This is a genomic window from Spirosoma endophyticum, assembly GCF_900112365.1.
Lineage (GTDB): Bacteria > Bacteroidota > Bacteroidia > Cytophagales > Spirosomataceae > Spirosoma > Spirosoma endophyticum.
Window position 1 is genome coordinate 232,963 of the sequence record NZ_FOLQ01000008.1, and the last position, 14,703, is coordinate 247,665.

The 14,703-nt window shown below is 46.0% G+C and carries 16 protein-coding genes and 1 tRNA gene; 11 read left to right on the forward strand and 6 right to left on the reverse strand.

The annotated features are described in order from the left end of the window. Window positions 1-44: 44 nt before the first annotated feature. The gene (locus BM202_RS36705) at window positions 45-230 is read left to right on the forward strand and encodes a hypothetical protein (RefSeq protein ID WP_143100721.1); all 186 of its coding nucleotides are present in this window, start codon (window positions 45-47) and stop codon (window positions 228-230) included. Between the two features lie 24 nt (window positions 231-254). Here the strand turns inward: BM202_RS36705 and BM202_RS20625 are convergent, their stop codons facing one another. Continuing rightward, complete coding sequence (locus BM202_RS20625) at window positions 255-671, reverse strand: VanZ family protein (RefSeq protein WP_093829608.1); 417 nt, start codon at window positions 669-671, stop codon at window positions 255-257. A gap of 331 nt (window positions 672-1,002) precedes the next feature. Continuing rightward, on the reverse strand, window positions 1,003-1,173 hold the full coding sequence (locus BM202_RS37325; protein ID WP_177236638.1) for a hypothetical protein: 171 nt from the start codon (window positions 1,171-1,173) through the stop codon (window positions 1,003-1,005). 151 nt (window positions 1,174-1,324) lie between these two features. On the opposite strand from BM202_RS37325, the gene BM202_RS20635 reads away from it, so the two are divergent. Further along, window positions 1,325-1,909 carry a hypothetical protein gene (locus BM202_RS20635; RefSeq protein ID WP_093829612.1) on the forward strand — a complete coding sequence of 195 codons (585 nt, stop codon included), beginning with the start codon at window positions 1,325-1,327 and terminating at the stop codon, window positions 1,907-1,909. Window positions 1,910-2,779: 870 nt separating this feature from the next. On the opposite strand, the gene BM202_RS20640 is transcribed toward BM202_RS20635, so the two are convergent. Together BM202_RS20640 and BM202_RS20645 are read right to left on the reverse strand one after the other, a co-directional pair. Next, window positions 2,780-2,863, reverse strand: a tRNA-Leu gene (locus BM202_RS20640). A gap of 136 nt (window positions 2,864-2,999) precedes the next feature. Continuing rightward, window positions 3,000-4,238 (reverse strand): ABC transporter permease, encoded by a 1,239-nt coding sequence (locus tag BM202_RS20645; RefSeq protein WP_093829614.1) that lies wholly within the window; start codon window positions 4,236-4,238, stop codon window positions 3,000-3,002. A 148-nt stretch (window positions 4,239-4,386) separates the two neighbouring features. Between BM202_RS20645 and BM202_RS20650 the strand changes: the two genes are divergently transcribed. The 5 genes from BM202_RS20650 (at window position 4,387) to BM202_RS20670 (ending at window position 9,591) form a co-directional block, all read left to right on the forward strand. Then, on the forward strand, window positions 4,387-5,649 hold the full coding sequence (locus BM202_RS20650) for an asparagine synthetase B (protein ID WP_093829616.1): 1,263 nt from the start codon (window positions 4,387-4,389) through the stop codon (window positions 5,647-5,649). A 19-nt stretch (window positions 5,650-5,668) separates the two neighbouring features. Further along, complete coding sequence (locus tag BM202_RS20655) at window positions 5,669-6,124, forward strand: hypothetical protein (protein WP_093829618.1); 456 nt, start codon at window positions 5,669-5,671, stop codon at window positions 6,122-6,124. A gap of 91 nt (window positions 6,125-6,215) precedes the next feature. Continuing rightward, window positions 6,216-7,166, forward strand: coding sequence for a magnesium/cobalt transporter CorA (gene corA / locus BM202_RS20660; protein WP_093829620.1), 951 nt, complete (start codon window positions 6,216-6,218; stop codon window positions 7,164-7,166). Window positions 7,167-7,268: 102 nt separating this feature from the next. Continuing rightward, window positions 7,269-8,093, forward strand: a complete 825-nt coding sequence (locus tag BM202_RS20665; protein ID WP_093829622.1) for a mechanosensitive ion channel family protein — start codon at window positions 7,269-7,271, stop codon at window positions 8,091-8,093. 142 nt (window positions 8,094-8,235) lie between these two features. After that, window positions 8,236-9,591, forward strand: a complete 1,356-nt coding sequence (locus BM202_RS20670) for a DUF6600 domain-containing protein (protein ID WP_093829624.1) — start codon at window positions 8,236-8,238, stop codon at window positions 9,589-9,591. A 71-nt stretch (window positions 9,592-9,662) separates the two neighbouring features. Here the strand turns inward: BM202_RS20670 and BM202_RS20675 are convergent, their stop codons facing one another. Together BM202_RS20675 and BM202_RS20680 are read right to left on the reverse strand one after the other, a co-directional pair. After that, window positions 9,663-10,538, reverse strand: a complete 876-nt coding sequence (locus tag BM202_RS20675; protein WP_093829770.1) for an SDR family NAD(P)-dependent oxidoreductase — start codon at window positions 10,536-10,538, stop codon at window positions 9,663-9,665. Between the two features lie 121 nt (window positions 10,539-10,659). Further along, complete coding sequence (locus BM202_RS20680) at window positions 10,660-11,262, reverse strand: TetR/AcrR family transcriptional regulator (protein WP_093829625.1); 603 nt, start codon at window positions 11,260-11,262, stop codon at window positions 10,660-10,662. Between the two features lie 129 nt (window positions 11,263-11,391). On the opposite strand from BM202_RS20680, the gene truA reads away from it, so the two are divergent. The 4 genes from truA (at window position 11,392) to BM202_RS20700 (ending at window position 14,679) form a co-directional block, all read left to right on the forward strand. Further along, complete coding sequence (gene truA / locus BM202_RS20685; protein ID WP_093829627.1) at window positions 11,392-12,165, forward strand: tRNA pseudouridine(38-40) synthase TruA; 774 nt, start codon at window positions 11,392-11,394, stop codon at window positions 12,163-12,165. Between the two features lie 223 nt (window positions 12,166-12,388). Beyond that, entirely contained in the window at window positions 12,389-13,270 is an 882-nt protein-coding gene (locus BM202_RS20690; protein WP_093829629.1) for a cell division protein FtsX, read from the forward strand. Between the two features lie 101 nt (window positions 13,271-13,371). Continuing rightward, on the forward strand, window positions 13,372-13,713 hold the full coding sequence (locus BM202_RS20695; protein WP_093829631.1) for a DUF3098 domain-containing protein: 342 nt from the start codon (window positions 13,372-13,374) through the stop codon (window positions 13,711-13,713). 120 nt (window positions 13,714-13,833) lie between these two features. Beyond that, the gene (locus BM202_RS20700; RefSeq protein ID WP_093829633.1) at window positions 13,834-14,679 is read left to right on the forward strand and encodes an undecaprenyl-diphosphate phosphatase; all 846 of its coding nucleotides are present in this window, start codon (window positions 13,834-13,836) and stop codon (window positions 14,677-14,679) included. Window positions 14,680-14,703: the final 24 nt, after the last annotated feature.

Sequence of the window (14,703 nt, forward strand, 5' to 3'; positions counted from 1 at the left end):
TTATTAAATTTTTAGGATTGTTATATAATTACTGTACTCATAATATGAAACGTTACACCTACCTCGGCGATCGCATCACCGATCCTACGTTGAAAGGTCAGGACTGTGCGGCTGTATTGCAGAAAAACGGCAAATGTATTCGAGGTAAAAATGGGAGTATGTTGGTGCAATTCGACTCTGGTCGGAGGGCGGTAGTAATTGGGAGGTTGCTTCGTAAGATTTCCCAATAATGGGAAAACCAAGTTTAGGCGGAGTTACACCTTTTTGGTTGGTTTAAAAAAGCGGGGAATATTGTCTTTGGCGATAGCGGCTAACGTTAGGCCTAGTAGGCCACCACCCGACCCCCAGCCAATATCCGCCAAGCTGAAAGCTCGATTTGGTAAAAACAGCTGACCAAGTTCGGCCAGAATAACCAATGCCGTTAGCAGGAGCCACGTAATGGCCCAGCGCGAAATGTTCTCTGAAGGGCCAACGATGGGTAACAGCCCCACGCAAAAACCAAGAATAAGTAAGGGAACGCCGGTACGAATATCCTCAAAGATTTCCTCATCGGCCCAGCGACTAATCCAGGCTGGAATAAACGTCACTTTTACCAGCTTTGGATCAGGTATCCAGCTTAAATAGAGAACCAGGGCAGCAACGAGCAGTATGACAACATATAGGATTCGCATCGCACAAGATTACGAAATGTAGATCAAAACTGAGCCAAAACCCCGTAAACGCGTATCAGAAATGGAAAAAAGCGTATCAAAACTGAACAACTTATGACAACTATAGACGACGACGACGAGGAATGCGAAAACGCTCCTGATTTCCGTGATAATATTATGAAGATTGGGACGATAAGCGCGGCATTGAAGACACAGAAGACTTATGAACGACGTAGTGATCACTCTCAAAAATTCCGAATTATCGCTCGATCAGCCCGTCATGATCCAAAAGTCGCAATGTCTTTTCTGGCTACAGTTTGCGACCATGGTAGTGAAATAAAGTTAAGGGAGGTTAGGCTGTTGGTTGCCATCCCCAATGACCAGCAGGCCTTACCCCCCCAATCCCACCCTGCGCGGTCTGGTGTTGTTGGCGCTGAAACGACAACATCCCATTTACCAGTACGTAGCGGAACAGAACGGGGTGGCCGTGATCGGCTATCACGAGCACTACATGTTTCATCATATGATGGGGCTGGTTGAATACGATTCTAATGGGGCAGCAGTCCGAATGGTATTATGAAGTGGCGATTATAAAGAGGCCACATTTAAAATAGTAAAGCCATTTTATGGCTTTATGTACATTATATTGCTATTGAATTTAAACAACGAGTTCAATGGATTTCAATGACTTAACTAAAAAAATTAAAAGAGCTTATATAAACATCGGTGAACTGTCTACGCCGAATTTTGAGAGAAAAATTAAGTGGGCGCCTAATGCTCTAAATATTAGCTTTGGGTCAACTGATGATCTAACAGATGAGACAAAAATACTTAATGCTGTTGGAGCTATAGCCGACATGAAAGATTGCATTAAGAGAAAAATGAGTTCTATGGACCTAAGCCCTAAGTTGGCAGAAGATGAAATTAACAATAATTTATCTTTACAATTAATTACAGATCTTGATAACCAGCAAAAGCATATTTATCCATTAACTAATGAGGAGAGATCTCATAGAAGTCCTCAATATAGAAACGTACATTCCTATGTAAAATTTACATTCGGGTCTGGTGCTGACTCTGGAATAGCTTTTGATTTAGTTGGCCAAACAGTTAATCCTGTCGGAAACACTGTAGTCAAAGCTGAGGTTGAGGCTGAAATAACAGACAAGGATGGTAATTTTATTGTGACCCTTGATACTATGATTAATGATGCGATTGCTATATGGGATAATTTCTTTGTACTACATAACATAAAATAACATGCCAGCCCCGCCCCCCTCCATCGCCCATATCAAAATCAATAAACATACAAAGGGGCCGGGTATAGATCATATCCATTCACTGAAACTACTTATTTGCCGGGAGCACATGATTGTCATAATGGAGAGATAAAAAAACTCAGATCAATAATATGAGTGTTTGCGCTTCCTTATCCTAACCTAAATCTACAACCCTTTTAGCCTTCAGATACAGCCCACCTGCTGCGCCTAGCCAACGTTCTGTCGATGCTTTTTTATAGAGTTTCTGCCAGTACGTAGCCATTTGCCAGCCTTGGTGATCGGATTAATTTGCATTCTGCGAGTCGTGGAATACGACTTAATTCGAGTTATCTCAATGGATGACAACTCGTTTTGTTACTAAATGCTTATTGGTGGCAGGTGGCAAACCCTTATGTAGAGCGTTGCCTTTGCCACAACTATAACTTGCGAAATAAGGCACCTTTAGTCTCTTTTATTAATACCTTACACTATACATTTTGCAAAATGATTAATGATCGCTTCAGAGCTATCTGTATCTAAAATTTGGAGTCAAAAATGGAGTCAGATTTTAAAATTATAGATAAGAAAATTCCTGAACATCCGTCCCTTAACCGCCAATCAAATTTGGGTTAATGTAATCTACCTTTTATCGGTTTTGTCAATAAGTCATACCATACATTTCCAAAAAAGGTAAAATGGAAGATTAGACGAGCTTGAGCATTTAAATCAAAATGGATTAATGGCGTATGACCAGTAAAACCGTTCAGGCAACAAGATTAGTTTGTTTGATAATTTTTTGCGAATCCGTACACTACCTAAAACAACAAACACCTAACTATCTACATTTGAGTTAGTTAGGTGTTGTTTTTGTACCGGGAGCCGGACTCGAACCGGCATGTCCTTGCAGACAATGGTGTTTGAGACCATCGCGTCTACCGATTCCGCCATCCCGGCGACAGAATCGTCTCTGTTTCCAGAGATGCGTTTGTCAAACGTGGGTGCAAAAGTAAGGATTAATGAATAATGTACAAGGACTAATTTAGAAATTTATTCTTACTCCATACACTGTATTCTACACTTTCCAGTCCATTTACTCATAACGCAAGGCTTCAATAGGATCAAGTTTCGATGCACGAACGGCTGGATAAATACCCGCAAAGAGTCCTACCGATACACAAACGAGAATACCCAAGCCCATCCAGGTCCAGGGAACTACAAAACCGCCCTTGCCCTGGCTGACAACCCCCGAAATTAAATTGCCTATCCCTAAGCCCAATAGTACACCGCCTAAACCGCCAAGGATGCAAATGACAATGGCCTCGATCAGAAACTGTTCGCGGATACGTTTGGGAGTAGCGCCGAGTGATTTACGGATACCAATCTCCCGCGTTCGCTCTGTGACGGATACCAGCATGATGTTCAGCAAGGCAATGGAAGCGCCCAGTAACGTAATGAATCCAATTCCAAAGCCGCCCATGCGTAAATACCCCGTGATATTAGCCGTTTCCTTCGCCAGTTCGTCGGCACGCTCTACATCAAATGAATCAGGTTGTCCAAGTTGATCGTGGCGCACCTGGCGCATAACCCCACGCGCTTCGTCGACAGCTTCGTCCTGATCAGAAACCGATGGCACAGACGTAGTGATATCGAACGAAAGTTTCTGAGTTCCGGCCAGGGCACGTGCGTTGTTCAAAGGAATAAGAATCATACGATCATCACCGCCACCCGAAAAACCGCCTTTCTTGGCTAATAAACCCACAATTTTGTACTGCGTACCGGACACCCGGATTACCTGGTTGAGCGGGTTTAATTTTCCTTCGAATAGCGTATTGGCTACTTCGCTGCCAATTATAGCCACATTGAGCGCATACGTTAAGTCATTAGGGGTCAGGTTACGACCGCTCTGAAGCGTGAATCCTTTCACGGCCAGATACGTATCGTCGCCCCCCGTAAGCTGGATATTGGGGTTCGTTTTTTTAGAACCAAATTTAGCCTGGGCTGCTCCTGTCACGACGGATGAAACGGAGATGGTAGCCCCATACTGAAAACGCCGTTTGAACTGTGTAGCATCGAAATAATCAATGGGTGCGTCCTGCTTCTGCACCCGGCCACCTCGACGAAAGGCATCTTGTCGGGCTACAATGCTGAACGTATTGGCACCCAGTCCGGCAAAACTACTGTCAACCGAACTCTGAATACCGTCAATGGCCGTCAGGATACCAACCAGCGATGTAATGCCAATGGCAATGATAAGCGAAGTCAGGATGGTACGCAGGCGGTTCCCCGCAATTGAGCGAAGACCTTCGCGGATATTTTCGATGAAGTTCATGAGCAGGGAGCATGAGGCAAAGGGCGTGAAGCTTGGGGAATAAAAAACCTATGCCCTTTAGCCCTATGCCCCATGCTTTTTTTTGCACAATATTTGTGTATATTTCGTTATGACAAAACTACCAAGAGCATTCTTAACGGGGAAACCAATGAAACGGCTACTGTTACCGCTTATCCTAATTCTGGTCCTGACGGGCCAGGCTTTGGCATCTAAAATTTTGATTCCTATGGACGACTCCCAGAAGAATCACCTTAAAGCCTATGGCATAGCGTATTGGGTACTGAAAACCCATGACACAGAGATCGATTGGTTACTCAATTATCGCGGTGGTTCGTTCATGATGCCGCAAAGCCAGACGTTCATCAACGAAATGGTGATCCGGGGTGTTAGCTACGAAGTTATTTCGGATGCGCAGTCAGCGCAAATTTTAAGTGAAGTGGCGGCTGCCGATGCCAATATGGATGCGGTGAAACTACAGAAACCACCGAAAGTGGCCGTCTATTCTCCTAAAACGAAACAGCCCTGGGATGATGCAGTAACGATGGTGATGACCTATGCCGAAATCCCTTACGATGTTGTTTTCGATGAAGAAGTGATGAACGGTAAACTGCCCGAATACGACTGGCTCCACCTGCACCACGAGGATTTTACGGGGCAATATGGTAAGTTTTTTCACTTCAAAGATCAGCCCTGGTATATCGCTCAAAAAAATGAAGCCGAGTCGATCACCCGCAAATTCGGCCTCACCAAAGTCCCGCAGTTGAAACTGGCAGTAGCGCAAAAGATCCGTGATTTTGTGTTGGGTGGCGGTTATCTGTTCGCCATGTGCAATGCTACTGATACGTATGACATCGCTCTGTCGGCTCACAATACGGATATTGTGGATACGTTTTACGACGGCGATCCTGCTGATCCAAGCGCCAATAGTAAGCTGGATTACAGCCAGACGTTTGCGTTTCGAAACTTTCAGGTTTACACGAATCCGTATCTGATTGAATTCTCGAATATTGACAACCAGCCCGAAGAACGCGGTCTGAGCGAACATAACGACTATTTTACGCTGTTTCAGTTCTCGGCAAAATACGATCCCATTCCAACCATGCTGACGCAGAACCACCTGAACGTCATCAAGGGATTTATGGGTCAAACAACGGCTTTCAAGAAAAACTATATTAAACCCGAAGTCGTAATTATGGCCGAAAATCGCGCAGCGGGTGAGGCTCGATACATCCATTCGCCCTACGGCCGGGGCTTTTTTACTTTCTATGGTGGGCATGATCCCGAGGATTATCGTCACGAAATAGGAGAGGAGCCTACCGATCTCAATTTACACCCTAACTCAGCCGGTTATCGTCTGATTCTCAATAACATCCTGTTTCCCGCGGCTAAGAAGAAGAAGCAAAAAACGTAGGAATATATATAGAACAAAAATGGAAACCTTCACAGAAACACAACGTTTTCGCCAGGGGTGGGTGTGGCTCATCATGGGTTTTAGCGTGCTCATTTTTTTAGGATCATTGTCCACTATTGATGCGTGGAACCAACCAATAGCCTGGTTCAGTACGATGCCGTTGCTGTTGATTGTGGGACTACTTTACGCCTGGCAATTGGATACCCAGTTGGATTCGGAAGGTATTCATTACCGTATTTTTCCGATTTTCCCCTGGCGGACAATTCCCTGGCGGGTTATTCAATCCACCTCTGTCGTTCAGTATAGTTATGTTGGCTATGGGATTCGCTGGGGATTTGAAGGCTGGATTTATAATGTTGCGGGAGATAAGGGGATACGCGTGCTTTTTGACGCTAATCAACGTATCACTATTGGCACCCAACGGTCCGATGAAGTGCAACATTTTCTTGATCAACTAATCGTTGTTCGTAGTTAATTCCAATGTCAGTGGGGAAATAACGTAGCGATAACCAACAGTTCGATCGTTTTCTGCGAACTTTGCCGCCGGATATTCCACTCTCGACTTTATGATTCGCATTTTTCAGCAAGACGCTACTTCTGTCCGCAAAATCCGCGATATTGACTCCTTCTCTAATACTGAACGGACATTATGGGTCGACCTGCAAAACCCGACGGCTACCGAAATCAAGCGGGTGGAAGAAAAGTTTGACGTTGATTTTCTGAGCCAGCAGGAGCAGTTAGAAATTGAAAGTAGCTCGCGCTATATTGAGGAGGACGATTTTATGATCGCCAACTCTAACTTTCTTGTGCCCGACACCGAACATCGATACGTAACGGTTCCAGTCAGTTTTTTGCTCAAAGATGATACGTTGTTTACGTATCGAAATGCCGATCTAAAAGCTTTCGCGGATACCGTAAAGCGTATCAAGTCGCGTCGGGCCTTGTTTAATGACGGCGCACAAATTCTAATTTCTATCTTCGAGTCCAGAATCGATTCGGATGCCGATTTGATTGAAATGGTGTCCGGCGAAATTAAGGCGATCAACCGGATGCTCGATCTGGATGCCAATCTTGACCGCGAAATGCTCCTGAACATAAACGACTATCAGGAATTGACGATGTCCATTCGGGAAAATGTGGTTGATAAACAACGGGTTATATCGGCCATGATACGTTCTGATGGTTGGTTTAACGAACTTGAACAGCAGCGTTTACGAACGTTGATCAAAGATATCAACTCACTGATCGACCATACGAATTTTATATTCGAGCGCCTGGAATTTTTGCAAAATACCTACCTCGGTCTCATTGATCTGGAACAGAACCGGGTCGTCAAAATCTTCACCGTCGTGTCACTGGTATTTTTGCCCCCAACGTTACTGGCCAGTATCTGGGGGATGAACTTCGATGAGATGCCGGAAGTCCATTGGAAATATGGATACGTTTTTGCCCTGACCATGATGATTTTATCTTCGGCGCTGACGGTCTGGATATTCCGACGTAAAAACTGGCTGTAACCTCAAGAAAAACGTAAAAATATAGCTGGTTTACTGATCGGTAAGGAGGTTACTTTTCTGTTTATTAGCGTCTGATCCCCAAACACTACTCTCCTTTTATTTATGGAACAGGCGCAAACCAGACTTGAGCTATTCTATAGCCAGGTACTAGCCTTTGCCACGCTTTATGGCGGCAAGGTATTACTGGCTATTATCACCCTACTTGTTGGCCTTTGGGTTATTGGTTGGATCTCGAAACTTTTAACATCAACCATGACTAGGCGGCATGTCGATCGCGACGTGCAGCCGTTTCTTTTGTCGTTAGTGAATGGGTTACTACGTGTACTGTTGCTCCTGAGCATTGCCAGTACCTTAGGGGTTCAAACGACCTCGTTTGTAGCTATAATAGGAGCGGCAGGGCTGGCCGTCGGGCTGGCTCTTCAGGGAAGTCTGGCAAATTTTGCCGGTGGAATACTGATCCTGATCTTTAAGCCATTCAGGGTGGGTGATCTGATTTCGGCACAAGGCTTTACTGGCAATGTTGAAGCAATCCGTATTTTCGATACAACGCTGGTCACGCTGGATAACAAGACGATTATTCTGCCAAATGGGTCGTTATCAACTTCAGCACTTACGAATATCAGCACCAAAGGCGTTATCCGGGTAGATCAGGTATATGGTGTTGGTAGCCAGAACGATCTGGATGCTACGAAAGCGTCCATTCAAAAGGTAGTCAATGCTTGCCCATATGCGCTTAAAGATCGCCAACACGACGTATTGATTGCCAAACTGAATCCAAATTCGCGCGAATATGATGTACGCGTCTGGACAAAGAGTGAAAACTTTTGGGATACCCATTATTACATGCTCGAAAACATTGCCAGGCAGTTTGGGAAAGATGGGATCGAAGCCCCAAAACCGAAAATGTTTATCACCAACGAAGCCTGATGCTTACGTTCATATAGCCTAGACTTTCGCCCCACTGAATCAGACAGTGGGGCGTTTTTTTTGTAGTACGTTAAACGTTTGATAAACTAGGTAGTCTAACGTCCGATGAGTGCAAAAGCTCAGCACTTAACAACGTAGCATCATGAATAGTCTGAATAAAATAAAACTGGTTGGTCTGATTGCAGTACTTGCATTTGGTCCATTTGTTGCCCGCGATGCTACGGCTCAACCGGGTATAAGTGTTCCGGTACAAACGTTCTATAACGAACTCGCTCCGTATGGACAATGGTTACCTAGCCCCAACTACGGTTCGGTCTGGGTGCCGAATGTTGGACCTGATTTTCAACCTTATGCCACGGATGGCCACTGGATTGTAACGGAATTCGGGAATACCTGGGTGTCCGATTATCCCTGGGGCTGGGCACCGTTTCACTACGGTCGATGGTATTTCGATAATCAGTATGGGTGGGCGTGGGTGCCAGATAGCGACTGGGGACCAGCCTGGGTGTCCTGGCGATCAGGAGGAGGCTACTACGGGTGGGCGCCCCTGGGACCTGGTTTGAATATTAACGTGAACATTAACATTCCGGCGCCGTACTGGACGTTTGTTCCGCAGATATACATCACGAGCCCGCGCTTATACAGCTACCGCGTGCCCCGGCCTAACGTAGTGAACATTTACCAGAATACGACAATTATCAATAATATTTATCGCTCCAACAACCGTTCCTACGTGTACGGACCACCACGGGGCGACATTGAACGGATAACCCGCCGATCGGTTCCCGTATACCGGATAGATCCAATGGATCGCCCCGGTCGTTCGATGGTTGGCAATGGGTCAGTTGGTTTTTACCGGCCCGGTCAGTCGTCGGGATACGGTCAGAACTACGGGCGCAATGACCGATTTGACAACGCCCCCCGCTCTGGTTATAGTGAATCAAATCGCGGCAATTACGGTGGCGGAAATCGGGATTATAATGGCAACAATACGCCAAACCGAGACTATAACAACAGTAATAACAATTCGCCAGGTCGGGATTATAATAGTAATTCAACACCGAGCCGGAATTACGACGGGAACAATAATCTCCCAAGTCGAGGTAATTATGGCGGTAACAATCCGACGGACCGAGGTGGAGCGTATAATAACAACAATACACCCACAACGCCTACACCGAATCGGGGTGGCTATTCGCCGGTAAGTCCTCAACCAAATAATACGCAACCGAGCGATAACTCGTCGGGTAATACGTCTCGCGGCAATTACTCACCCGGTATGCCGCCATCAAACGGCTCGTTACCACAGCCAAACCGGTCGTTTGATCGGGGTGAACAGCAGGGGTCAGTCAATAGCCAGCCGATGCAAGGCGGACGTAGCGATGGAGGGAATTTTCAGCGGATGCCGGAGAGTCGTGGCGGGCAGAGTCAACAAGCTGTTCCACAACCTCAGCGGCCCAGTATTGGTGGCGAACGTCAGGGCCGCGGACCGCGCTAAAAGACACTGAGTTGAAACAGAAAAGCCTCACGTTCAATTGAACGTGAGGCTTTTCTGTTTGTGGCTTCGAATTATGCTGGGACTTCAGGGCTTAGCGAGCTGATGACTGCGCCGGCCAGTTGCTCCGTACCCGCATTTAGCTGCTGGACATAGGGAAGAATTGCACCAACGCCGATTGGATGCCAGATTGACCGTTGACCAGTGGGTGTTTCCACAATGTCAGCAATTAAATCAGCCACCTCCTGTGGATCAGGGCTGGTTTCGGAAGGTACAAATAAGCCCGCAACGGCAGATTTGAGCTGAAGCGTATCGTCGCTATAATTTGCTTCTACCGATAAATTAGCGGGCGTTAGTTGCTTGGCAATAATATCGGTTGTGGGATAGCCTCCGGGTTGAACAATGACTGAATCAATCCCCGACGACCGGAGTTCATAATGATAGGTTTCTGCCAGCGCATCAATGGCTGCTTTGGCGGCTACGTAAGCACCCATATGCGGCAAATGAAGCCGGGCCAATCCACTGGACAACTGAATGAGTAGGCCGCTTTTCTGTTGGTGCATATAGGGAAGAACCGCCTTAATCAAGCGATCGGCTCCAATTACATTTACCTGGAAAATTTGATTAACCTGCTCTGAGCTAAACGATTCATTCAGGCCAATGGCGGCAATACCGGCGTTATTAATCAGTACGTCGATCTTTCCGCTTGCTTTGTCTGCTATCTCGGTTATGGCTGTTTTAATGGATGCATCGCTGGTCACATCCAGTTCTACGACTTGAATATCTGCGTTATTGTCAACTGCCCACTGCCGAAGTTGATGCGCTGCCGCTGCATTTGTTGTGCTGACATTCCGCATGGTTGCGAAAACGGTGTGTCCTTGTTTGGCTAATGTCTGAGCGGTGAGTAATCCGAAACCACTGCTGCTTCCTGAGAGAATGATATTTTTCATTTGGGATTTACTGAATTTTATATACCGATCGGTATATGAGTTGATAAAAAAATAAAGCAATAATTTATTGACTGGCTTGCGCATCCATATACCAATCGGTATATGGATGCGCAAAAAAATATTAATCCACTTCGATAGCGTTGATCATTTCCTTAACTGTCTCTAGTACGGTACTCATGTATTCATAATTTTTAGTGGATTTGCCAAGTAAAATACCCCCTTCAATCAAGGCTATCATGGACAACGCCAACCGATTTGCATCTACATCAGCCCGAAATTCATTAGCCGTAATCCCCTGTTGAATCAGGTCTACAAGGTCATTTTTCCATTGCAGCAATGCCTCGGCAACCCGTTGTCGTAAGGGTTCATTTGTATCGTCGGCTTCCGTACCCGTGTTCAATAAGGGACAGCCGCCCTCTGGTAGCGTAATGCTTGCGCCACTGCCATATAGCGTGGCATAAACCAGCAATTTGTCTTTGTAGCTTGAATACGTGCCAATTTTATCTCGTGCCGTCTTGACGCGGTTTGCAGCATTGTAATCGAAAGCGGCCAGCGCTACGTCTTCCTTGTTCTCGAAATTTCCGTAAATACTCCCTTTCGTAAGCTTTGTTGCTTCCGTCAAGTCTGAGAGTGACGTACCCGCATAGCCCTTCACATTGAAAATACCAGCGGTACGTTCAATAATGAATTGACGGGTGCTTTCTGAGCGGGGTTGAAATTTCATGATGCAAATATACCGATCGGTATATGAATGTCAAATTTTAGCGTAAATTTTTTTTAGGTAGTGTATTTGTGCTCTTAAAAAAGACGTAGTGAAATGACAACTGATCATTAAACGGTACTTTTGCGTGGTATGCGTTATTTTATTGAATTATCGTACCGGGGAACGGAATACCACGGTTGGCAGACGCAGGCAAATGGCGTAAGTGTTCAGGTAACGCTTGAGGCAGCCCTAACGCAACGCATCGGTACGCCAATCTACGTAATGGGAAGCGGCCGCACCGATGCGGGTGTCCATGCCCGGCAGCAGTTTGCTCATTTCGATATAGATGAGCCACTAAATTTGACAGACACCTTTATTTACTCGCTCAACTGCATCTTGCCCAGCGACATTGCCATCCACGCCATTTTTCCCGTTAGTGATAAAGATCATGCCCGGTTTTCGGCGGTTTCCCGCTATTATCAATACCACATTACCCGGCAGAAAAATGCATTTCAAACAGGCTTAACGTATCATTTCAGGCCGCTGCTGAACGTAGCGTTAATGAATGAAGCTTGCCAGATACTCTTGCAGCATACCAATTTCCAGAGCTTCAGTAAAGCCCGTGCTAACGTAACGCACTTTCACTGTCGGCTTGATTTTGCTTATTGGGAGCGCATAAACGATGATTTGCTGACGTTTCATATCAAAGCCAATCGGTTCCTGTGGGGCATGGTACGTACTATAGTGGGAACAATGGTAGAAATAGGGCAGGAGCGAATGAGTCTTGACCGATTTGAGCAGATTATTCTGGCCAGAGACCGTACCGTCGCAGGTCGGGCGGCCCCGGCCAATGGGTTATACCTGGTGGAAGTCGGTTATCCGGCGGAAGTGATGGTGGCACGGGGCAGTGGGCATAAGGCATAGGGTTAAGGGAGTAGCAACCAAGTGCAAATGGCGTGGGCAAGGTGAAACAATTTTGTTGATGCAGGAAACAAATTCCCCGCTTTATACCCTCCTTGTGCCGTAATATCCCCCTGCTCTCTGCCCTTACCCCTTGGCTAGTTTGCCTATTTCCCTTAAAGTTTGTTAAATTCGGCCATTCAGTGGTTGAATAGGTTATTTTTGTTTCATAACACGAACCCCATAAATGGCTCGTAACAATAAGAAAGTAGGTGCGTATCCCAGCGGGATCATTCTGTTTAGTTTAACGCTGGCATTGTTTTTAATTGGTTTCTGTGGGTTACTGGCTATCCAGTCGAAGCGATTGGTAACCTACATCCGGGAGAACTACGAGGTTCGGGCTTTTCTGGATAAAGGCATTAAACTGAAAAAGATAAACGCTTTATACAAAACCATTGCCGACCGGCCTTACATTCTGAAAGCCAATGGGACTCCTCAGATTAATCTGGTTACCAAAGAGGAAGCCGCTAAAGAGTTTATTGCTGAAACAAAGGAAGATTTTTCGAAGTTTTTAGGGGAGAATCCACTGCACGACAGCTATCGGATCAAGCTCAATGAAGCCTATTTTGAAGAAGCCAAATTGCAGGAAGTAAAGCAGGATTTAGAGCAGATTGATGGCGTGTTTGAAGTGGTGTATCAGGAAAATCTGGTAGACAAGATCAATCAGAACATCACGCAGATTTACATTGTTATGTCGGCCTTTGCGCTGATTCTGCTCGTGATTATTGTTGTGCTGATGAATAATACCATTCGTCTGGCGCTGCATTCTCAGCGAATGCTGATTCGAAGCATGCAACTGGTTGGGGCAACGAACGCTTTCATTACCCGACCATTTCTGGGCCGGGGGATGTGGCAGGGCTTTCTGGCTGGCGTTGTCGCTGTCCTGCTGCTTTTGGTAGGATGGGAGGTTGCCAAGCATAACATGCCTGAGTTAGCCGCTTTTCAGAGTATAGAAAAGATGATTATTCTGCTGGCCGGTATTATCGGATTGGGCGTTCTGATTGGTTTTCTCAGTACGTTTCAGGCGGTCAATCGGTATCTGGGCCTCACATTGGATGAGCTTTATTAAGGTAAATGAATAATGTATGATGGGTAGTGAAAGTGAATGAGATAGGATCGATAAAAGATCATTATTCAGTTTAAATTATCCGCTAAAAACACAGAAAGGACATGGCAAAAGATAAACAATACGGCTCGACGCTGACTCGCGATGAACCAGCCGCAAAAACAATGGCTACATCACCTGTAGCGCCAAAAACGGTTTCTACCCGTTCGTCGGTAACGGAATCAACCCGCCGGGACGTAGCGGCAGCGGCTGCCATGCCGTTTGGTCGGCAGAACTACATCTTACTGTTGGCTGGCATTGGTATTATTCTGGCTGGATTCTTCATTATGAGTCTTGATAAAGAAGAATTTGGCTTTGGCTTTCTTGGCCTCACGCTCGGACCTATTGTGGTTATGAGCGGTTTTGTGGTCGAATTCTTTGCGATTCTTGTGAAGCCCAAGGCGTAAAAGTTATAAAGTTTACAGGTATTGAATGATCCGCCGTAGCGGTTGTGAAGGTTTCCACTGGTAACTTTACAGCCGCTACGGCGGATCGTTTTATGACTTTGTACCTTTACAACCTAATTAATGGATCTTATTCACGCTATCGTATTAGCTATTATTGAGGGATTGACTGAGTTTCTGCCCGTTTCCTCAACGGGTCACATGATTATCTACTCGTCGCTGGCGGGTATTGCCGGAAACGAATTTACCAAACTTTACACGGTCGACGTGCAATTCGGTTGCATTTTATCGGTCCTGGTGCTCTATCATCGCCGGTTCATGACCGACACCCGTACCGGTACGTTCGTTGTGCCTTCTTACCTGAAGTCATTGCCAGTTCGTTTTCAACCATTGGCAGATTTTTACAGCAAAATCCTGATTGCTTTCCTGCCGGCGGCTGTTATCGGGTTTCTGCTGAACGATTTTATCGATTCACTGCTCGAAAGTATTACCACCGTAGCTGTCTCACTTCTGTTGGGGGGCATTGTACTCGTGTTTATTGATCGCATCGTGAATCGCCAGCCGAAGGATGGGGACGTAACCGTGCCGGATGCGATACGTATCGGATTCTTTCAGTGCATCGCTATGATTCCCGGTGTGTCGCGGTCGGCAGCAACCATCATCGGCGGCATGTTTCAGGGGCTAACCCGGACGCAGGCGGCTGAGTTTTCGTTTTTTCTGGCTGTGCCAACAATGGCTGCAGCGTCGGGATACAAGCTCCTTAAAACTTACAAGCTCCTTCAACCCGCTGACTACCAGACCTTGCTTATTGGTAATGTGATCGCCTTTATCGTCGGCTTGCTTGCTATTCGTGGCTTTGTGGGTTTCCTGACGCGCTACGGATTCAAAGTGTTTGGCTACTACCGAATCGCGCTTGGTTTGTTATTGCTGGGATTAATGGCCGCTGGCGTGAAATTAGACGTGCTTTAAAATTATTTCACAGAGATACATCTA

Coding starts and splice junctions, on each gene's coding strand:
- BM202_RS36705 (WP_143100721.1), top strand. CDS start 45: ATGAAACGTTACACCTACCTCGGCGATCGCATCACCGATCCTACGTTG.
- BM202_RS20625 (WP_093829608.1), bottom strand. CDS start 671: ATGCGAATCCTATATGTTGTCATACTGCTCGTTGCTGCCCTGGTTCTC.
- BM202_RS37325 (WP_177236638.1), bottom strand. CDS start 1,173: ATGATGAAACATGTAGTGCTCGTGATAGCCGATCACGGCCACCCCGTT.
- BM202_RS20635 (WP_093829612.1), top strand. CDS start 1,325: ATGGATTTCAATGACTTAACTAAAAAAATTAAAAGAGCTTATATAAAC.
- BM202_RS20645 (WP_093829614.1), bottom strand. CDS start 4,238: ATGAACTTCATCGAAAATATCCGCGAAGGTCTTCGCTCAATTGCGGGG.
- BM202_RS20650 (WP_093829616.1), top strand. CDS start 4,387: ATGAAACGGCTACTGTTACCGCTTATCCTAATTCTGGTCCTGACGGGC.
- BM202_RS20655 (WP_093829618.1), top strand. CDS start 5,669: ATGGAAACCTTCACAGAAACACAACGTTTTCGCCAGGGGTGGGTGTGG.
- corA (WP_093829620.1), top strand. CDS start 6,216: ATGATTCGCATTTTTCAGCAAGACGCTACTTCTGTCCGCAAAATCCGC.
- BM202_RS20665 (WP_093829622.1), top strand. CDS start 7,269: ATGGAACAGGCGCAAACCAGACTTGAGCTATTCTATAGCCAGGTACTA.
- BM202_RS20670 (WP_093829624.1), top strand. CDS start 8,236: ATGAATAGTCTGAATAAAATAAAACTGGTTGGTCTGATTGCAGTACTT.
- BM202_RS20675 (WP_093829770.1), bottom strand. CDS start 10,538: ATGAAAAATATCATTCTCTCAGGAAGCAGCAGTGGTTTCGGATTACTC.
- BM202_RS20680 (WP_093829625.1), bottom strand. CDS start 11,262: ATGAAATTTCAACCCCGCTCAGAAAGCACCCGTCAATTCATTATTGAA.
- truA (WP_093829627.1), top strand. CDS start 11,392: ATGCGTTATTTTATTGAATTATCGTACCGGGGAACGGAATACCACGGT.
- BM202_RS20690 (WP_093829629.1), top strand. CDS start 12,389: ATGGCTCGTAACAATAAGAAAGTAGGTGCGTATCCCAGCGGGATCATT.
- BM202_RS20695 (WP_093829631.1), top strand. CDS start 13,372: ATGGCAAAAGATAAACAATACGGCTCGACGCTGACTCGCGATGAACCA.
- BM202_RS20700 (WP_093829633.1), top strand. CDS start 13,834: ATGGATCTTATTCACGCTATCGTATTAGCTATTATTGAGGGATTGACT.